This is a genomic window from Kocuria rhizophila DC2201 (assembly GCF_000010285.1).
GTDB classification, from domain to species: Bacteria; Actinomycetota; Actinomycetes; order Actinomycetales; family Micrococcaceae; genus Kocuria; species Kocuria rhizophila_A.
This window is the reverse complement of record NC_010617.1, coordinates 209,408-228,773: the sequence shown is the minus strand read 5'-3', so window position 1 is coordinate 228,773 and position 19,366 is coordinate 209,408. Positions and strand designations below refer to the sequence as shown.

13 protein-coding genes are annotated in these 19,366 nt (G+C 70.0%); 3 read left to right on the top strand and 10 right to left on the bottom strand.

What is annotated here, in order from left to right; all coding sequences use genetic code 11:
• The first annotated feature begins 47 nt into the window (after positions 1–47).
• Complete coding sequence (locus KRH_RS00980; protein WP_226905961.1) at positions 48–1,442, top strand: amino acid permease; 1,395 nt, start codon at positions 48–50, stop codon at positions 1,440–1,442.
• 72 nt (positions 1,443–1,514) lie between these two features.
• Here the strand turns inward: KRH_RS00980 and KRH_RS00975 are convergent, their stop codons facing one another.
• Positions 1,515–2,804, bottom strand: coding sequence for an adenylosuccinate synthase (locus tag KRH_RS00975; protein WP_012397276.1), 1,290 nt, complete (start codon positions 2,802–2,804; stop codon positions 1,515–1,517).
• A gap of 263 nt (positions 2,805–3,067) precedes the next feature.
• Here KRH_RS00975 and KRH_RS00970 point away from each other — a divergent pair, with 263 nt between their 5' ends.
• Entirely contained in the window at positions 3,068–6,928 is a 3,861-nt protein-coding gene (locus KRH_RS00970) for a S8 family serine peptidase (RefSeq protein WP_012397275.1), read from the top strand.
• Between the two features lie 268 nt (positions 6,929–7,196).
• Here the strand turns inward: KRH_RS00970 and KRH_RS00965 are convergent, their stop codons facing one another.
• The gene (locus KRH_RS00965) at positions 7,197–8,369 is read right to left on the bottom strand and encodes a polysaccharide pyruvyl transferase family protein (RefSeq protein WP_012397274.1); all 1,173 of its coding nucleotides are present in this window, start codon (positions 8,367–8,369) and stop codon (positions 7,197–7,199) included.
• A 242-nt stretch (positions 8,370–8,611) separates the two neighbouring features.
• Between KRH_RS00965 and KRH_RS00960 the strand changes: the two genes are divergently transcribed.
• Positions 8,612–10,102 carry an amino acid permease gene (locus KRH_RS00960; protein ID WP_012397273.1) on the top strand — a complete coding sequence of 497 codons (1,491 nt, stop codon included), beginning with the start codon at positions 8,612–8,614 and terminating at the stop codon, positions 10,100–10,102.
• A gap of 204 nt (positions 10,103–10,306) precedes the next feature.
• On the opposite strand, the gene ald is transcribed toward KRH_RS00960, so the two are convergent.
• The 8 genes from ald to pyrE form a co-directional block, all read right to left on the bottom strand.
• Positions 10,307–11,395, bottom strand: a complete 1,089-nt coding sequence (ald, locus tag KRH_RS00955; RefSeq protein WP_012397272.1) for an alanine dehydrogenase — start codon at positions 11,393–11,395, stop codon at positions 10,307–10,309.
• Positions 11,396–11,589: 194 nt separating this feature from the next.
• On the bottom strand, positions 11,590–12,051 hold the full coding sequence (locus KRH_RS00950; RefSeq protein WP_012397271.1) for a DUF3151 domain-containing protein: 462 nt from the start codon (positions 12,049–12,051) through the stop codon (positions 11,590–11,592).
• A 51-nt stretch (positions 12,052–12,102) separates the two neighbouring features.
• Positions 12,103–13,737, bottom strand: a complete 1,635-nt coding sequence (locus tag KRH_RS00945) for an AbgT family transporter (RefSeq protein ID WP_012397270.1) — start codon at positions 13,735–13,737, stop codon at positions 12,103–12,105.
• A 108-nt stretch (positions 13,738–13,845) separates the two neighbouring features.
• Positions 13,846–15,240, bottom strand: a complete 1,395-nt coding sequence (locus tag KRH_RS00940) for a M20 family metallopeptidase (RefSeq protein ID WP_012397269.1) — start codon at positions 15,238–15,240, stop codon at positions 13,846–13,848.
• Positions 15,241–15,326: 86 nt separating this feature from the next.
• Positions 15,327–16,349, bottom strand: coding sequence for a class II fructose-bisphosphate aldolase (gene fbaA / locus KRH_RS00935; protein ID WP_012397268.1), 1,023 nt, complete (start codon positions 16,347–16,349; stop codon positions 15,327–15,329).
• Positions 16,350–16,597: 248 nt separating this feature from the next.
• Positions 16,598–17,971 (bottom strand): lipase family protein, encoded by a 1,374-nt coding sequence (locus KRH_RS00930; RefSeq protein ID WP_226905786.1) that lies wholly within the window; start codon positions 17,969–17,971, stop codon positions 16,598–16,600.
• An 85-nt stretch (positions 17,972–18,056) separates the two neighbouring features.
• The gene (locus KRH_RS00925) at positions 18,057–18,776 is read right to left on the bottom strand and encodes a TrmH family RNA methyltransferase (RefSeq protein WP_012397266.1); all 720 of its coding nucleotides are present in this window, start codon (positions 18,774–18,776) and stop codon (positions 18,057–18,059) included.
• Complete coding sequence (gene pyrE, locus KRH_RS00920; RefSeq protein WP_041297254.1) at positions 18,769–19,350, bottom strand: orotate phosphoribosyltransferase; 582 nt, start codon at positions 19,348–19,350, stop codon at positions 18,769–18,771. The genes KRH_RS00925 and pyrE overlap by 8 nt, the downstream gene beginning before the upstream one ends.
• Positions 19,351–19,366: the final 16 nt, after the last annotated feature.

Sequence of the window (19,366 nt, the reverse complement as noted above, 5' to 3'; positions counted from 1 at the left end):
CCGGCGAGGGGACGCTGCAGCGCTCGCTGAAATCCCGCCACCTGACGATGATCGCCATGGGCGGTGCGATCGGCACCGGGCTGTTCGTGGCCTCGGGCAACTCCATCAACACCGCCGGACCCGGTGGCGCCCTCATGGCGTACGCCGCGATCGGCCTGATGGTGTTCCTGCTCATGCAGTCCCTGGGCGAGATGGCCACCCACCTGCCGGTGGCAGGCTCCTTCGAGGAGTACTCCACCCGGTACATCAGCCGCTCCTTCGGCTTCGCGATCGGCTGGAACTACTGGTACAACTGGGCGATCACCGTGGCCGCGGAGCTCGTGGCCGCCGCCCTGGTGATGAGGTACTGGTTCCCGGACGTTCCCGCCTGGATCTGGTCCGCGGCCTTCCTGGCCATCCTGTTCACGCTCAACGCACTCAGCGCCCGGGCGTACGGCGAGGGCGAGTTCTGGTTCTCCCTGATCAAGGTGATCACCGTGCTGATCTTCCTGGTCCTGGGTGTGCTCATGATCCTGGGGATTCTGGGCGGACCCTCCCCCGGCTTCCACAACTGGACCGCGGGCGAGGCGCCGTTCGTCAACGGCTTCACCGGCATCATGGCCATCTTCATGGTCGCCGGCTTCTCCTTCCAGGGCACCGAGCTGGTGGGTGTGGCCGCGGGCGAGGCGGAGAACCCGGGCGAGACGGTCCCCAAGGCCATCCGCACCGTGTTCCTGCGCATCCTGCTGTTCTACATCGGCGCCATCACCGTGATCGGTTTCCTGATCCCCTACACGGACCCGCACCTGCTCGCGAGCGACGTCTCGGACGTGTCCATCTCCCCGTTCACCCTGGTGTTCGAGCACGCGGGAGTGCTTGCCGCCGCTTCCGTGATGAACGCCGTGATCCTCACGGCCATCCTCTCCGCGGGCAACTCCGGCCTGTATGCCTCCACGCGCATGCTCTACGCGCTGGCCCGCAGCGGCAAGGCACCCCGGTTCCTCGCCAAGGTCGACCGCCGTGGCGTGCCCATGTACGCCCTGCTGGCCACCACGCTGATCGGCATGTTCTGCTTCCTCACCACGCTGATCGGCGAGGGCGAGGCGTACGTGTGGCTCATCAACGCCTCCGGTCTGGCCGGCTTCATCGTGTGGATGGGCATCGCGTGGAGCCACTACCGCTTCCGCCGGGCCTACGTGCTGCAGGGCGGGGACCCCAAGGACCTCACCTACCGGGCGCGGTTCTTCCCCATCGGGCCCATCGTGGCGCTGATCATGTGCGCGATCGTGATCGTGGGCCAGGGGTACAGCATCTTCACCTCCGGGGACGTCAACCCCCTGAGCCTGCTGTCCTCCTACCTGGGCCTGCCCGTGTTCCTGGCCCTGTGGCTCGGCCACAAGCTGGTGACCAAGGACAAGCCCGCGGACCTGCGCACCGCGGACGTGGCACCGGCTCACCACTGAGTCCCAGCACCAACGGCGCCGCCCCGCTCTCCCTGGGAGAGCGGGGCGGCGCCGTTGGTGCCCTGGGGGGAGTCAGTCGGCGATGAGGTCCCGCACCACGATGGTGTCGTCCCGGTCCGGGCCCACGCCGACCGCGGAGATCCGGCAGCCGGACATGGCCTCGAGCGCGTGGACGTAGTCCTGGGCGTTCTTCGGCAGGTCCTCGAGCGACCGCGCGCCGGTGATGTCCTCGGTCCACCCGGGGAAGTTCTCGTAGACCGGCACCGCGTGGTGGAAGTCGGACTGGGTCATGGGCATCTCGTCGAAGCGCTGCCCGTCCACCTCGTAGGCCACGCACACGGGGATCTCGGACAGCCCGGTGAGCACGTCCAGCTTGGTGATGAACAGGTCCGTGAAGCCGTTGATCCGCGCCGCCTGGCGGGCCATGACGGCGTCGTACCAGCCGGTGCGGCGCGGACGGCCCGTGTTGACGCCGAACTCGCCGCCCGTGGTGCGCAGCCGCTCCCCCATCTCGTCGAAGAGCTCCGTGGGGAACGGCCCGGCACCCACGCGGGTGGTGTACGCCTTCTGGATGCCGATCACCCGGGTGATGCGCGTGGGGCCCACACCGGAGCCCACGGAGGCACCGCCGGCGGTGGGGTTGGAGGAGGTCACGAACGGGTAGGTGCCGTGGTCCACGTCCAGGTAGGTGGCCTGACCGCCCTCCATGAGCACCACCTCGTCGCGGTCCAGGGCCTCGTTCAGCAGTCGGGTGGAGTCCACGATCATGGGCGCGAGGCGGTCCGCGAAGCCCATGAAGTACTCCACGATCTCGTCCACCTCGAAGGCGCGGCGGTTGTAGAGCTTGACCAGCAGCTCGTTCTTCTGCCGCAGGGCGCCCTCGATCTTCTGCCGCAGGATGGACTCGTCCAGGACGTCCTGCACCCGGATGCCCAGGCGCCCCACCTTGTCCATGTACGTGGGGCCGATGCCGCGGCCGGTGGTGCCGATGGCGCGCTTGCCCAGGAACCGCTCGCTGACCTGGTCCAGGGTCTGGTGGTACGGGGCCACCAGGTGCGCGTTCGCCGAGATCCGCAGGTGCGAGGTGTCCGCCCCGCGGGCCTCGAGACCGTCGATCTCCTCGAAGAGCGCCTGCGGGTTGATGACCACGCCGTTGCCGATCACTGAGGTGGCGTTGGGGCTCAGGATGCCCGCGGGAAGGAGCTTGAGCTCGAACTTCTCGCCGCCCACCACCACGGTGTGCCCGGCGTTGTTGCCGCCGTTCGGCTTGACCACGTAGTCCACGCGCCCGCCGAGCAGATCTGTGGCCTTGCCCTTGCCTTCATCGCCCCACTGGGCGCCGACGATCACGATTGCTGGCATGGAAGCACTCTCTATCCGGGTGTGGCCAGACGGCCGGAGGAACCAGCCCCCAAGTCTACCCGGCGCGGCCGACGGCGCTCGGCGGCACCCGGGGCACACCCCCTCCGGACCCCGCCGGACGCGCCCGAGATCGGGGTACCCAGGTCTTCTTCAGGTGTAACACAGGGGATTTTTACGAAATTTTTGCTTTTCACTGCACCAGGACGCACTCTTGGGTCACTGTGATGCACCTCACGGCATCCCCCAATGTCAAAGGACACGACATGAACCATGAGACACGAGCTGGTCGTGGCAGAGCCGCCAAGACCTGCCTGGCAACAGCCCTCGGCCTGACACTGGCCCTGGGGACGACGCTGCCCGCCAGCGCCGTCGACGTCCCCTCCGCTCCCAAGGCGGACGACGTCAACCCGCAGAACCCCGACGCCCTGATCAGCTCCGAGCTCAAGGGCGCCGAGGGCCAGGTGGCTGTGTTCGTGCAGCTGCAGGGCCCGAGCGCCTTCGAGGCCACCCAGCCGAAGGGCGTGCGCTCCGGCTCCCAGGCCCCCGTGCAGGCAGCGGCGCAGGTCCAGGCCATCCGCCAGTCCGTCAAGACGGCCAGCTCCTCCATGGCCTCCGAGTCCAACTCCAAGGTGCTCTACTCCACCGCCAACGCGATGCGCGGCGTGGCCCTCCAGGGCGATGCCGAGCAGCTGCGGCAGCTGGCCAAGCGCTCGGACGTCGTGAAGATCTCCAAGATCGTCCCCAAGTACCGCAACAACGCGGGCTCCGTGGTGGACACCGGCACGCTCGACTCCTGGACCCAGACCAAGGAGACCGGCAAGGGTGTCAAGGTTGCCGTGATCGACTCCGGCGTGGACTACACCCACGCCGACTTCGGCGGTCCGGGCACCACGGACGGCTACAAGAAGGCCAAGGCCTCCACCGACATGCCGGCCAAGGACTCCGGGCTGTACGACCCCGAGAAGTTCCTGGGCGGCTACGACCTCGCCGGTGACGCCTACGACGCCCGCGTGGCTTCCAGTGTTCCCAAGCCGGACACCAACCCGCTGGACTGCGAGGCCGGTGGGCACGGTACCCACGTGGCCGGCACCATCGGCGGCTACGGCGTGGGCGAGGACGGCAAGACCTTCAAGGGCGACCACACCAAGCTGACCAAGGACCAGGTCCTCAAGATGAAGATCGGCCCGGGCACCGCGCCCGGCGCCCAGCTGATCGGCCTGCGCGTCTTCGGCTGCGAGGGTTCCACCAACCTGGTGCTCGAGGCCCTGGACCGGGCCCTCGACCCCAACATGGACGGGGACTTCTCGGACAAGGCGGACATCATCAACATGTCCCTCGGCTCCGACTTCGGCCCCGCGGACGACCCCCAGAACGACGTGATCGACGCCCTGTCCCGCCAGGGCATCCTCTCCGTGATCGCCGCCGGCAACGCCGGGGACGCCCACGAGATCTCCGGCTCCCCGGGCAGCGCGCGCTCCGCGCTCACCGTGGCCAACTCCCAGGGCAGCACCGCGGTCCAGGACAAGGCCGAGGGGCTCTCCCCGGACAGCGCCAAGGGTGAGCTGACCGGCTCCTACAGCGGCAGCTACGACTACCAGGGTGCCAAGCCCGAGGACCTCCAGGGCGACGTGGTGGCGGCACCCGCCGACAACAAGTTCGGCTGCTCCCCCTTCTCCCAGAACTTCGCGGGCAAGTGGGTCATGCTCGACTGGGAGGACAACGGACCGTTCCCGTGCGGCTCCAAGGTCCGCTTCGACAACGTGGCCGCCGCCGGTGGCAAGGGTGTGGTCCTCGAGTCCGACTACACGGTCGACCCCTCGGCCATCGCGGGCAACGCGAAGATCCCGGGTCTGCTCATGGGCAAGAAGTCCGTGGACAAGATCAAGCCCGCGGTTCAGGCCGGCGGCGCGAAGATCAAGCTGGCTCCGGAGTGGGTCGGTGCCGCACGCGCGGAGACCGGCAACAAGGACCAGGTCAACGACTCCACCTCCCGCGGCCAGCACGGCAGCAACGGCGTGATCAAGCCGGACGTCGCCGCTCCCGGCACGAACATCGGCTCCGCCGGTGTGGCCCAGGGCAACGGCGTGTCGATCAAGACCGGCACCTCGATGGCCACCCCGCACGTGGCCGGCATCGCCGCCCTGGTGCAGCAGAAGCACCAGAACTACGATCCGCAGCACGTGAAGGCCGCCATCATGAACTCGGCCGTGCACGACGTGCACGCCGCGAACGGCGCCACCTCCGCGGTGGACCGTGTGGGCTCCGGTCGTGTGGACGCCCGCCGCGCCGTGGACCAGGACGTGACGGTCTACGACAAGGCGGATCCCACGCTGGTCTCCTCGACCTTCGGTGTCACCGAGATCAAGGACGGCAAGCAGACCTTCTCGCGTGAGCTGGTGCTGGACAACGCCGGTGGCGCTGCGCACACCTACAAGGTGCGCTTCGACGCCTCCACCGACGTCCCCGGTGTGAGCATCTCCGCCCCGAGCTCGGTCACCGTGGCCAAGGGCGGCAAGGCCACCGTGAAGGTGACCGCCACCGTGGACCGCGCGCAGCTCGAGAAGACCCACGACCCCTCGGAGGCCGTGACCCAGCTGGGCCGCGCCCGCCAGTTCCTGGCCAGCGAGTCCGGACGCCTGGTGCTCACCGAGGCCGGCCAGGACATGCGCCTTCCGATGTCGATCGCCCCGAAGCCAGCGGCCGACATGCGCGTGGACAACGCCAAGCTGGACCAGTGGGACAAGGACGGCAACTCCACCGTCTCGCTGACCGGCACCGGCCTGGACAAGGGCGGCTGGAAGTCGGCCGTGGGTGCCTTCGAGCTCGGTGCGAAGTCCGATCGTCTGGACTCCACCAAGCTGGCCGGCGGCAACTCCCAGTTCGCCGACCTGCAGTACGTGGGCACGTCCTCCAACATCCCCCAGCTCAAGGCTGACAAGGGGGACGTGGCCAAGGACGGCATGATCAACTTCGGCATCTCCAGCTGGGGCACCGCGTCCACCATCAAGCCCGACGTGGAGATGGAGATCCCGATCGACACCTCCGGTGACGGCCGCCCCGACTTCTTCGCGGCCCTCGGCCGCACGGACGGGCTGGACTACCCGCTGGCGAACCTCTACGGCTACGTCAACGGAGAGCTCAAGGTCATCGACAGCCAGCCGGTCAACGGCTCCTGGGGTGACACCGACACCAACACCTTCGACACCAACGCGGTGGTGCTGCCCGTGAGCGCCGCCAAGCTGGGCATCGACCCCGCCAAGGCGGACACCAAGCTCACCTACCAGGTGAACACCTACTCCGCGAACGTCAGCGGTGCGGTGGACCGCTCCGATGCGGTGCAGTTCAACCCGGTGTCCCCCAAGGTCTCCTTCACCGGCGAGAAGTTCAACGCGTCGCTGTTCACGGACCTGCCCGGCAAGAAGCTGACCGCGCACCGCAGCTCGGACAAGGTCAAGGGTGACGCGCTGTTCCTGCACATGCACAACGGCACCGGGGACCTCTCCGGCATCCGCAAGGGCGAGGACGGCTCCAAGGCCGAGGTGAAGACCATCCAGTCCGCCGCCGTGCCGCCCGAGACGCAAAACCCGATGTTCAAGGACGTCCCCAAGGACCACGTGTTCTACAACGAGATCTCGTGGCTCGCCAACAAGGGCGTGACCAAGGGCTGGGCGGACGGCACCTTCCGTCCGAACCAGGCCGTGCAGCGCGACCAGATGGCCGCCTTCCTCTACCGGATGGCCGGCTCGCCCCAGTACACCCCTCCCACGAAGTCTCCCTTCAAGGACGTGCCCACCAGCCACGTCTTCTACAAGGAGATCGCCTGGATGAGTGAGCAGGGCATCACCAAGGGCTGGTCCGACGGCACCTTCCGCCCCACCCAGCAGATCAACCGTGACCAGATGGCCGCGTTCTTCTACCGGATGGCGGGATCCCCGGCGTACACCGCTCCCAAGGCTTCTCCCTTCAAGGACATGCCCACCAACCACGTCTTCTACAAGGAGATCGCCTGGATGAGCAGCCAGGGCATCGCCAAGGGCTGGTCCGACGGCACCTTCCGTCCGTACCAGCCGGTGAAGCGCGACCAGATGGCCGCCTTCCTCTACCGCTACGACCAGCAGAAGTAGCACCTGAGAGCGGGATCGGGCAGGACCGCTGATCCCCTCGACCGCCAGGGCCCCTCGGCATCCACGGTGTGGATGCCGAGGGGCCCTGGTCGTGTGCGGCGGCGCGGGGGCGGACACACGCCCTCCCGCGACGTCGTGCGCTGCGGGCACCGGCTCCCCGGACCCGCACGAGTCGTGCGAGCCGTGGGAGCCGTGCGAGCCGTGGGCACGGCGCCACGGCGACGTCGTCCACCGCGGCGGGCACCCGCCCGGTGCCGCCGCCCCGCGGCTACCGCCCGTAGAGCTGTGCCGCCTCGTCCCGCTTGGCGCGCACGGCCTCGGCGAAGCCGGTGGGCCGGGCCAGCTCCTCGAGCCCCACGGGCTCGGACTGCCGGGCGGCGTGGACCACGGGCCAGCCGGAGCCGGCCTCCACCACGGACTGGTGCTTGACGTCGTAGTAGCCGGGTTTGCCGTTGAGGGCCACGCCCCTGGCCCCGTGCAGGGCAGCCACGAGGTGGTGGTGGAAACGGGTGGTGAGCCAGAGCTGGTGGGGCCCGAAAGTGAAGTCCCCGTCCCACGCGGCCTGGAACGGGATGAACCCGTCCGGGGCGATCACGTCCCGCAGCCGGTCGTACCCCTCGTGGTCGTCACCCGGGATGGCCTCCAGGTACCGCACGGCGTCGCGAGGCAGGTCCCACCGCTGCAGCTGGGCCCTGGCGAAGTCCAGCATCATCTCGAAGGAGCCCTCGGCGAGGGTGTCCGACTGCACGCACACCACCACCTCGCGCGGCGGATCGTCCTGCTGCGCGCCGGGTCTGTCCCCCTTCTGCCCGGCGAGCAGCCCGAGGGCGCGGGCGTGGCGCGGGTCCTCGGCCAGGAGGAAGGCGTCGTCGTAGCCCAGGGGCACCCCGGCGGCCTCGGCGCTGGGACGGTCCCGCACGCTGAGGTGGTCGAGGTCCGAGAGCGGGTCCCCGGCGTAGGGCATCAGCCCCTGCCCCGTGGCGAACAGCCGCGCCCCGGTGAGCTCACGCACGGTGCGCATCGCCTCCACGACTCTCAGGTTCTCGGACCAGTCGCTGTGCAGCACCCCTCCGCCCAGCAGGTGCACGGTGCCCGCCTCGCGCAGGGCGAGCAGGCCGGCGTCGTACTTCGGGGAACCGAGATCCGCAACCAGGCTGCGCATGGAGCGTTCCAGCCCGTGGTGGATCTCGTGCATGGCCCGGAACACGGTGTTGACCACGTGCAGGCGGGGGTGGATGCCGCGCAGCAGGCTGGTGACGGTCCCCGGCTCGCGCACGTCCAGCCACACGTCCGTGGTGGGGGCGACCTTCGCGAGGTGGTTGACCCAGGTGGCGGCGATCAGCTCATCCCCGAAGTTCGGGTAGCCCGCCCACGAGATCAGGTAGATGGGCGGCTTGCGGGACGGCGGCACCCGGCGGTGGTCCTTCAGGAGGTTGCGCATGGGGGCACAGTACCCGGGGGCCGTCCCCGGCGCGGGTGGATGACATCGACCCCCGGCCCCGCGCGGGACGCACCGAAGACCTGCCCGGACGCAGACTGACGGGCGCGGTCGAGCGGACGCGGGCGGAGCGGGCCCCCGTGGCCGGCGGAGAAGGGCCCCGGGGCGCGGTGGCGCGCCGGGCGGCGTCGTCGCCCCGGGGACGGGCGCCACCCACCCCCGGGCAGCCGGTACTCTGTTCTCCCATGACCCCGCCCCACGCCGCCCAGGAACCGCCCGCCCAGCAGCCACCCGCCGAGCCCGCCCGCAGCGGCTCGGCCAGTGTGATCGACGGGGGGCAGCGCGAGCACACCCCGCACGTGCCGTCACAGCCCGCGCAGGGCACGTACCTCAAGCCCCGCCACCTGGTGATGATGGCGCTCGGCTCGGCCATCGGTACGGGACTGTTCGTGGGCACGGGTGCGGCGATCCAGACGGCCGGGCCTGCCGTGCTGATCTCCTACCTGGTGGCGTGCACGCTGCTGGTGCTCGTGATGCGGGCCCTCGGTGAAATGGCCGCGGCGGACCCCTCCTCCGGCGCGTTCTCCACCTACGCCGGCAAGGCCCTGGGGCCCACGATGGGCCGTGCGCTCGGCTGGCTGTGGTGGGCGCAGATCGTGGTGGTCGTGGCGGCGGAGGCCACCGCCGCGGCGCAGCTGGTCACGGAGATGTGGCCCTCCCTGCCGCAGTGGGCGTGGGCGCTGGTCTTCATGGCCGCGTTCACCGTGATCAACCTGGTGCGCGTGGGGACCCTGGGCGAGGCGGAGTTCTGGTTCGCGCTGCTCAAGGTGGCGGCGGTGGTCGGGTTCCTGGTGGTGGGTGTGCTGCTGCTGATCGGCGCGCTGGAGGTCCCGAGCCCGGGGCTCTCCAACCTCACGGAGCACGGCGGCTTCATGCCCACCGGGCTCACGGGCGTGGCCTCCGCTCTGCTGGTGGTGGTCTTCGCGTTCGGTGGCACCGAGCTGGTCACGATCGCCGCGGCCGAGACCGAGGACCCCCAGAAGAACGTGGCCCACGCCATCCGCACCATCCTGGTGCGCATCCTCATCTTCTACGTGGGCTCCGTGTCCGTGATGGTCGTGGTGCTGCCGTGGAACAACGAGGGGCTCTCTTCCAGCCCGTTCGTGGCCGTGCTCACCGAGGCTGGGATCCCCGGGGCGGACGTGCTCATGAACGTGGTGATCGTCCTGGCGCTGCTCTCCGCGCTGAACGCCAACATCTACGGCAGCTCGCGCATGCTGTTCTCCCTGGCCCGCCGCGGCTCGGCCCCCCGCGCACTCGCGGCCACCACGGCGCGCGGTGTGCCCCGCGCCGCCGTCGTTGCGTCGGTGGTCTTCGGCTTCATCGCCGTGGTGCTGAACTACCTCTGGCCGGAGACCGTGCTGAACGTGATGCTCAACCTGCTGGGCTCCACGTGCCTGGTGGTGTGGGGCATCGCGCTGGTCTCGCAGATCATCCTGCGCCGCCGCATGGACCGCGCCGGGGAGTCCTCGCCGCTGAGGATGTGGGCCTTCCCGTGGCTCTCCTACTTCGCGCTGGCCCTGCTCGCGGCCATCGTGGTCATCGGGCTGCTGGACCCGACCGTGCGCATCCAGTTCATCGCCACGTTCGTGCTGGTCTGCCTGATCGCCCTCGCGTGCAAACTCCTCCTCCGGGACGACGACGCCGCCCGGGCCACCCCCGCGCGCACCTCCTGACCGCGGCGCGGACCCGGTCCAGGGTGCAAGCCCTCCGGCCACGGCACCGGCCTGCACCACAGACGGGGTCGGTGGACGCGGCCGGGGGTCATCCACGGCAACGGCACCGGCCGTCGCAGGGACCGTTCCCCGCGACGGCCGGTGCCGGTACGTCGTCGTGCGCGGTGCCGCACCGCACGCGTGGTGCAGCCCGAGCCGCGGACCTCAGACCGCCGAGGGCAGGTCCGGGAAGGTCTCGGCCACGCCCGGCGTGTGGAGCTTGCCGTGACGCGTGGAGAGCCCGGTGGCCAGGGCGGCGTCGGACTCCAGGGCGGCGTCGATGCCCGCGGCGAGACGCATGACGTACGGCGTGGTGGCGTGCGTGAGGCCCTGGGTGGCCGTGACGGGCACCGCGCCCGGGAGGTTGGCCACGCAGTAGTGGCGGATGCCGTCCACCTCGTACACGGGGTCGTGGTAGGAGGTGGGGTGGGTGGTCTCGAAGCAGCCGCCCTGGTCCACGGCCACGTCCACCATGAGGGCGTGCGGCTTGAGCAGGGACAGGTGCTCGTGGCGCACGAGCTTGGGGGCGGCGGCACCCGGGATCAGCACGGAGCCGACCACCACGTCCGCGCGGGGCAGCTCCTCCTCGATCCGGTGGGCGTCGCTCATCAGGACACGGGCGTGGGGGAACAGGGCGTCCAGCTGGCGGATGCGGTCCCCGTTGGCCTCCAGGATGGTCACGTCCGCGCCGGCACCCACGGCCGCACGCGCGGCGTGCTCGCCCACGGTGCCGCCGCCGATCACCAGCACGGTGGAGGGCACCACACCGGGCACGCGGCCCAGCAGGATGCCCGAGCCGCCGGCGTGGAACTGCAGATGGTGCGCGGCGTTGGCGATCGCCAGGCGCCCCGCGATCTCGGACATCGGGCGCAGCAGCGGGAGGGTCCGGCCCACGCGCACGGTCTCGTAGGCGATGCCGGTGACGCCGCTGTCCAGCATGGCCTCCGTCAGCTCACGGCTGGCTGCGAGGTGCAGGTACGTGAACACGGTGAGGTCGGAGCGCAGGAAACCGTACTCCGCGGGGATCGGCTCCTTGACCTTCACGAGCAGCTCGGCCTGCGCCCAGGCATCCTCCTGGGAGGTGAGCTGCGCGCCCGCCTGGCGGTAGTCGTCGTCGGAGAAACCGGCACCCAGACCGGCACCCTCCTCCACGAACACCTCGTGGCCCTGCGCGGTCAGCGCGGTGACCATGGTGGGGGTGAGGCCCACACGGGCTTCTTCGGGCTTGATCTCGCGGGGGACGGAGATTCTCATGACGGCACGCTCCTCGTGGGAAGTCCATGGGCGGCGCGGGGCACGAGGGGATGCGCCCGGGCTCCGCGCTGAGCCCCTGATGAGTCCCCATTGTGTCCCACAGGGCCCACGGGCAGCAGGGGCCTCCCGAATGTGACCGAGCGCCCGCCCCCACACGGGAACGGGCGCTCGGCTCCGCGCGGCGGAGCGGGAGGTCAGCGGGCCTGGATCTGCGCGGCCGCCTCGGGGTCCGAGTCGTTGAGGAACTTCTCGATCCGCGTGGCCTCGTCCGACTCTCCGATCTGCGCGGCGGCCTGGCCGAGCGCGGCGAGCGCCCGCAGGAACCCACGGTTGGCCTCGTGCGCGTACGGCACGGCGCCGTGGCCCTTCCAGCCGTGGGCGCGCAGCGAGTCCAGGCCGCGGTGGTAGCCCACGCGCGCGTACGCGTAGCCCTCCAGGGTGCGCCCGTCCGCGAGCGCCTCCTCCGCCAGGACCGCCCACGGCAGCTGCTCCTTGGGGAACGCGGCGGCGAGGTCCTCGGCCTCGTCACCGGCCTCGAAGCGCGCGCTCATCGCCTCGTTCTCCTCCAGGTACGTGGGCTCCGGTTCGTCCAGCAGATTCTTGCCGAGCAGTGCCACGGTGGTTCCTTTCCACGGTCGTGCGGGGTTCGCTGCCACTGTACGCACGATTCACGACGCCGCTCCACGCCGTTCGCCGCGGGGGTGCGCTCAGTCGCCGATCATGATCCCCACGCCGGGACCCAGCGGCAGCCCGCCCACGTAGAAGACCACCAGGATGGCCACCCACACGAGCCAGAAGGGCACGACGAACGGCAGCATCCGGGCCATGAGCGTACCGAGCCCCGCCGAGGGCTCGTACTTCCGGAGCATCGTCAGCAGCACCACCATGTAGGGGTTCAGGGGAGTCATCACCTGGGTCGCGGAGTCGCCCACGCGGAACGCGGCCTGGATGAAGGCGGGCTCGAAGCCGAGGAGACCGAACATGGGCACGAACACCGCGGCCATGAGGGTCCACATGGAGGACCCGGAGATGATGAACAGGTTGAGCAGCGAGCACAGCAGGATGAAGCCGATGATCACGGGGAATCCGGTCACCCCCGCGTCCTCGAGGGCGGTGGCGCCGGTGACCGCGATCCATGAGCCGATCCCGGACCAGTTGAACAGCGCGATGAACTGCCCCAGGACGAACGCGAGCACCAGGAACGAGATCATGTCCCGCAGCGCGGCTCCCATCATCACGGGCACGTCCTTGAAGCCCCGCACGGTGCCCGCCACCCGGCCGTAGACGTAGCCGCTCACCGAGAAGAACGTGAAGATGATGAACACGATCGAGGCCAGCAGCGGTGACTTGGGGAGGAAGTGCCCTGCCTCGTTGCGCCACGGGGAGTCCGGCAGCAGGGCGAAGACCGTGAGGGCCACGCCGATCAGCACGAAGGTGATCCCGGCCCACAGCAGGGCCTTCTTCTCGCGCGGGGACAGCGCCGCCTCCACATCGGGTTCCTGGGACTCGGCCACCGTCTGCTCGTCGCCCACGATGCGGATGGCGCGGGTGTCCGTCATGAGCTGCTGGGTCTGCGGGTTGACCTCCTCGCGGGAGACGCCCACCCGTTCCACGCGCGGTTCCAGGACCTTGTCGATCACCCACCCGGCCACGAGGGACAGGATGATCGCTGAGACGATGTTGAACCAGTAGTTGGACAGCGGGTTGACCTCGGTGGCGTTCTCCGCCAGCGCCGGAACGGTGGGGATCACGGCGTTGGTGATGCCCGCGAACAGCGCGTCCAGGGACGTGGGAAAGATGTTGGTGGAGTACCCCGCGCCTGCCGCGGCGAACCCGCCCAGCAGGCCCGCCACCGGGTGGCGCCCCGCCGCCTTGAACGCGAGGGCCGCCAGCGGAGGAATCACCACGAACGCGGAGTCCGCCATGATCGAGCCCACCACGCCCACGAACCCCACGGTGTAGGGCAGCATCCACCGCGGTGCGCTGCCGATCGTGAAGCGGATGGCCGCGGCCAGGAATCCGGACTTCTCCGCGATGCCGATGGCCAGCAGAATCGTGGCCACCGTGACGAGCGGCGGGAAGCCGATGTAGTTCTCACCCAGGGTGGTGGTGAACCATGCGATCCCGTCCCCCGTGAACAGGCCCTGGATGGCCACGGGTTCGTCTTTGCCCGGAACCTGCACCACCACTCCGGCCCACGCCATGGCCGTGGAGACCGCCGCGGTGATCAGGAACAGGATGGTGAACAGCGCAAAGGGCTCGGGCAGCCTGTTGCCCACCCGTTCGATTCCGGAGAGAAGACGATCCCCCCGGCTGGGCCTGGTGGTGGCGGTGGCGTTCATGGGTGCTCCGTGGTGGTCGGTGGTGTGGAAGGTGTGGTCCGGGGCGGAGCCGGGGCGGCGGCGTCGAGCCGGTGCCGGAGAAACGGTGGAACGCCCCGTCCCGGGCGCTCAGTCGAAGTAGTCGGGTACGGAGATCCCGCCACCGCTCGCCCGGAAGTCCTCCGCGACGTCGGCGGCCAGCTCGTCGTCCGTCAGGTAGTCGAGGGCCACAGCGGCCAGTCCGTACGCGCCGTCGAGACCGGCGCGCTCCGCGCGCGGGGAGCCCGCCGCCTGCGCGAACTCGCGGGAGTGCAGCCCTGTGTCCTCCGTGGCGATGCCGATGAGCGGGTGGATCCCGGGGACGCGGTAGCTGACGTTGCCGAAGTCCGTGGAAGCGGCCAGCACCTCGGACAGTGTGCCCGCGGGGTAGGGGTCCCGCCCGCGCCGCTGCTGCGCGAGGACCCAGCGGTCGGACAGCGGGCCGTTGCTGAGCACGGGCAGCGTGGCCGGGGAGGTGTCCCACGCGACGCTCACGCCCACCCCGGCCATGAGCGCTGCGCCCTCCATGACCTCGCCCACCCGCTGGGACAGGGCGCTGAGCGTCTCGGGGCGCTGGGACCGCACGTAGAGCCGCAGGGTGGCGGACTCGGTGATGATGTTCGGCCGCTCGCCGCCCTCGGGCAGCACCGCGTGGATGCGGTCCGTGGGCGGGGTCTGCTGACGCAGCAGCCCGAGGCCCTGGTAGGCGAGCACGGCGCCGTCGAGCGCGTTGCGGCCCATGAAGGGGTGCGACGACGCGTGGGAGGCCCGGCCGTGGAAGGTCACCTCGCACTGGCGCCGTCCGAGCCACACCTGGTCCGTCAGGTCGGTCATGTAGGGGTGGACCATGGCGGCGGCGTCAACGCCCTCGAGCGCACCGTTGCGGGCCATGATCTCCTTGCCGCCCTCCCCCTCCTCGGCGGGGGTGCCCAGGTAGACCACGCGCCCGGAGAACGCGCCGGGCTCCTCCCGCAGCAGTTCGGCGAGCGCGACGAACGCCCCGAGGCCCGTCACCGCGATCACGTTGTGCCCGCAGCCGTGGCCGATCCCCGGCAGGGCGTCGTACTCGGACATCACGGCGATGGTGCGGTGGGATCGGGGGTCGAAGTCCTCGGAGGAGACCTCCGCGTGAACGGCGGTGTCCAGCCCGAACGCGGGGCTCTGCGCCTCGACCCCGTGCCGCGTGAGGTGCTCCGTGATGCGCCGCGCGGCGCGGTGCTCCTGGAACGCCGTCTCCGGGTCCCGGTGGAGTTCGTGCAGGATGCGCACGAGGGCCTCGGACTGCGCGTCCACGAGGGCCTCCAGCCGCTCCTGCGCCGTGGGCCCCGCACCGTGGTGGTCCCGCAGGTGGTGCGCCAGCTCCCTCTTGCGGCGCTCCGTGTCCCGCTGCAGCTGGCCCAGGTAGGCGCGCGAGGGCTCAGGCGGTTCGTGCTCCGGGGCGGACCGTGGTGCGGGCGGCGTGGACTGCTCGTGCGGGGATGCCATGCCCAGGACAGTAGCAAGGGGCATGACCCACAGCACAGCGGTGCCCCGCACGCGGACGTGCGGGGCACCGGGGAAGGACGTGCGGGCTACTTGATGGACGTGCCCGCGGAACCGAGGTTCTGGCAGGCCTCCACCACGCGGGCGGCCATGCCGGTCTCGGCCTCGGCGCCCCACACGCGGGGGTCGTACTTCTTCTTGTTGCCGACCTCGCCGTCAATCTTCAGGACACCGTCGTAGTTGCTCAGCATGAAGCCGGCCACGGGGCGGGTGAACGCGTACTGGGTGTCGGTGTCCACGTTCATCTTGATCACGCCGTAGGACACCGCGTCCGCAATCTCCTGGGCGGTGGAGCCGGAGCCGCCGTGGAACACGAGGTCGAACGGGCGGTCCTTGCCGATCTTCTTCCCGACCTCGTCCTGGATCTCCTTGAGCAGCTCGGGGCGCAAGCGCACGTTGCCGGGCTTGTAGACGCCGTGAACGTTGCCGAAGGTCAGGGCGGTGATGTAGCGGCCCTTCTCGCCGGCGCCGAGCGCCTCGATGGTCTTCATGCCGTCCGCCACGGTGGTGTAGAGGGAGTCGTTGATCTCGCCGACCACGCCGTCCTCCTCGCCGCCCACGGCGCCGATCTCGACCTCCAGGATGATGTGTGCCTTGCTGGTGCGCTCCAGCAGCTCTTGAGCGATCTTCAGGTTCTCGTCCAGGGCGATCGCGGAGCCGTCCCACATGTGCGACTGGAAGATGGGGTCCTCACCGCGGGCCACGGCCTTCTCGGACTCGGCCAGCAGCGGGAGGACGAAGCCCTCGAGCTTGTCCTGCGGGCAGTGGTCGGTGTGCAGGGCGATGTTGACGTCGTACTTCTTGGCCACCTCGCGGGCGAACGCGGCCATGGCCAGCGACCCCGTGACCATGTCCTTCACGGAGGAGCCGGACCAGTACGCCGCACCGCCGGTGGAGGCCTGGATGATGCCGTCCGAACCGGCCTCGGCGAACCCGCGGATCGCGGCGTTCAGCGTCTGCGAGGAGGTCACGTTGATGGCCGGGTACGCGAAGCCCTTCTCCTTGGCCCGGTCGATCATCTCGGAGTAAACGTCAGGGGTTGCGATGGGCATGGAGTGCTCCTTCTTCTGGGTTCCCGATGCACGGCTGGACCGTGGCCTGAGGCCTGTTTCCAGTCTAGGCGACGGGTCTGCTCGTGACCCGGGACGGCACCGTAAAATTGCGGGCCGCCACGGGATGAACCGTGGCGGCCCGATCGGCTCAGAGCCGCGCCGTGGTCACGCAGCCGTGACCACGTGCGGACCCACGGGTGACCTCCTCGGTGGGTGCGCGGCGCCCGGGGGTCGTTGCCTCGTGGCGCTCACAGCCGCCAGCATGAGCTGGTCTGCGAGATGCCCTTGAACCGTGCGTCCAGGTAGACGAGCATCGAGGGAATGCCCTCCAGGGAGGCGCCCACATGGGTGGGCGTGGCGAGCGTCTGCATGGACACGTTCACCCCGGAGGCGCACCATTTCTGGGCGAGCCGTCGGCCCGACTGGTAGGGCACGACGTCGTCCGCCACGGTGTGGGCGATGCGCACCGGGACACGCGGGTGGCGGCCCGCGGCGCCGATGGTCTGCTCGTCCAGGTACGCCTTCAGAGCGGGATCCCCGAGCAGCTGGGAGAAGGAGCGCCCGTCAGCCGTGAGCTTCTCGGACGGCACCAGGGCGTCGGAGAGGACGGTGCCCACCAGGCAGCTGTCCTGGGCCTTGTCATAGCGCCTCTGCCCTTCCGCATTGAGCCTGTCCCGAACCGCCACCCCAGAGTCCTCGGCCGCCCCCATCACGTAGAAGGACAGGCCGGAGAAGAGAGAAGAGTCGATGTGCTGGCCCGTGAGCGTGAGATCCGCGGGCGGCGCACCCACCCACGCGCTCTTGAGCTGCACCTCCGGGGCGTACTCAGGGGCGCTCTCCGCGGCTGCAGCCGTGGCACCGCCGCCCTGCGAGTACCCCACGGCGGCCACGGGGGTCTTCGCGTCCACTCCCTCCACGCCGAGCTGCTGCGCACCGCGCACGGCATCGAGCACGGCGTGGGCCTGGTCCACACGGTTCATGTAGGTGTGGGCGCCCTCGGTGCCCAGACCGATGTAGTCCGGGGCCACCACGTTGTAGCCGGCGTTGATCAGACCGGTCAGGCTGAGGCCTTCGTAGTTCGTGCCCATGGCCATCTGACGGGACGGCGCGCACGAGTCGCCCATGCCCTGGGTGCCCGAGGACAGCACCACGAGCGGCCGCGGGCCGGGCCTGCGCCACGCAGCCTTGGACTGCAGCACGGTGCCCGTGGTGGCCACGGCCTGGTTCTTGCTGTTGGTGGTTTTGTACATGATGCGCGTGGCGGACGCATTGGGCTTGATGAGCTTGACGGGGTCCAGGTAGAACGTGGACGGCTCCGAACGCACCACGCCCCCGTTGGCGGCCGGCAGCTGTGCCGGGGCGCTGTAGAAGTCCGTGTCCGTGGAGCTGCGGAGCTTCTTCAGCGCATCCTCGCGGGCAAGATCATCGCGGGTCAGACCCTGCTCCTGGAGCTTCTGGTCCTGCTCGCTGCGCGGCAGCTCGGAGAAGCCGCCATCCGGTGCAGTGCCTGCTGCGTTCTGCGCATGCGCGGGCTGCAGTCCAGCAAGCAGCAGCCCGGCGCCCAGGGCGAGGGCACCCGCAGAACGCCGGAAGGATGATGGCCGTGTGGTCGAGGCAGGCATGAGCATGCGACCCTTTCATCATGTGATTTGTCTCACATGACCATACGGTAACTTCTGCCTCCTGGCTATGGCCGGTCGGCCTCTTTCACACTCCCGCGCCCTTCGTGACGTGGGACGAGGGCGCAGGACCCTGCTCGAACACGTGGCGCCGGATCCACGCGTGCATGGTCACGGCGGCGGCCGCCCCGGCATTGATGGAACGGGTGGAGCCGAACTGCTCGATGGCCAGGACGGCATCCGCCTGCGCCACCAGCTCCCCCGAGACCCCCGGGCCCTCCTGGCCGAAGACCAGGACGCAGCGCTCGGGCAGGTCGAACGTCTCGATCAGCTGCGAACCGGGGACGTTGTCGATGGCCAGCACCGCGAGCTCCTCGCCGCGCGCCCACTCTACGAACTCCGCGACGCTCGCGTGGTGGCGCACGTGCTGGTAGCGGTCGGTGACCATGGCCCCGCGGCGGTTCCAGCGGCGTCGCCCGATGATGTGGACCTCGCGCGCCAGGAACGCGTTGGCGGTGCGCACCACGGAACCGATGTTGAAGTCATGCTCCCAGTTCTCCACCGCCACGTGGAAGGCGTGGCGGCGCGAGTCCAGGTCCGCGATGATCGCGTCCATGCGCCAGTAGCGGTACGTGTCCGCCACGTTGCGACGGTCGCCGTCGCGCAGCAGCTCGGGGTCCCAGTGCTCCCCGGTGGGCCACTCACCCTGCCAGGGACCCACACCCACCGCGCGCTCCTCCGGCGCCGGTGGGGCGGGCACGTGCCGCGCGCGGGCGGCGTCGTCGGCGGACGTGCCCGGATCAGTCAAGCCCCAGCTCGTCCTTGGAGTAGGCGTACAGGCACGGGACGCCCGCGGTCTCCTCGATGCGCTCCTTGGCGCCGGTGCGGCGGTCCACGATCACGGCCACGGCCACCACGTTCGCGCCCGCGTTCTGCAGGGCCTCCACCGCGGTCAGCGCGGAGCCCCCGGTGGTGGAGGTGTCCTCCACGACCACCACGTTGCGCCCCTTCACGCTGGGGCCCTCCACCTGACGGCCCATGCCGTAGGACTTCTGGGCCTTGCGCACCACGAAAGTGTCGATCGCGCGGTCCTGGTCCCCGGCGGTGCGCATGATCGCGTGACCCACCGGGTCCGCACCCATGGTGAGGCCGCCGGCAGCGTCGAACTCGATGCCCGCCTCGTCCAGCAGACCCAGCATCACCCGGCCCACGTAGCGGGAGGCCTCGTGGTGCAGCGTCACCCGCCGCAGGTCCACGTAGTAGTCCGCCTCGATGCCGCTGGCCAGCGTGACCTTGCCCCGCACCACGGCGAGGTCCTTGATGAGGTCGCGCAGGCGCTCGCGGGCGGTGTCCAGGTCCACGGGAGAGAAGTCGGTGCTCATGCGCCCAGCTTACGTG

Bases quoted from the DNA above. Each gene is read 5' to 3' on its own strand.
- KRH_RS00965 (WP_012397274.1), bottom strand. From the start codon at position 8,369: ATGCGCAACCTCCTGAAGGACCACCGCCGGGTGCCGCCGTCCCGCAAG.
- KRH_RS00970 (WP_012397275.1), top strand. From the start codon at position 3,068: ATGAACCATGAGACACGAGCTGGTCGTGGCAGAGCCGCCAAGACCTGC.
- KRH_RS00945 (WP_012397270.1), bottom strand. From the start codon at position 13,737: ATGAACGCCACCGCCACCACCAGGCCCAGCCGGGGGGATCGTCTTCTC.
- fbaA (WP_012397268.1), bottom strand. From the start codon at position 16,349: ATGCCCATCGCAACCCCTGACGTTTACTCCGAGATGATCGACCGGGCC.
- KRH_RS00980 (WP_226905961.1), top strand. From the start codon at position 48: ATGATCGCCATGGGCGGTGCGATCGGCACCGGGCTGTTCGTGGCCTCG.
- ald (WP_012397272.1), bottom strand. From the start codon at position 11,395: ATGAGAATCTCCGTCCCCCGCGAGATCAAGCCCGAAGAAGCCCGTGTG.
- pyrE (WP_041297254.1), bottom strand. From the start codon at position 19,350: ATGAGCACCGACTTCTCTCCCGTGGACCTGGACACCGCCCGCGAGCGC.
- KRH_RS00930 (WP_226905786.1), bottom strand. From the start codon at position 17,971: ATGCCTGCCTCGACCACACGGCCATCATCCTTCCGGCGTTCTGCGGGT.
- KRH_RS00960 (WP_012397273.1), top strand. From the start codon at position 8,612: ATGACCCCGCCCCACGCCGCCCAGGAACCGCCCGCCCAGCAGCCACCC.
- KRH_RS00975 (WP_012397276.1), bottom strand. From the start codon at position 2,804: ATGCCAGCAATCGTGATCGTCGGCGCCCAGTGGGGCGATGAAGGCAAG.
- KRH_RS00940 (WP_012397269.1), bottom strand. From the start codon at position 15,240: ATGGCATCCCCGCACGAGCAGTCCACGCCGCCCGCACCACGGTCCGCC.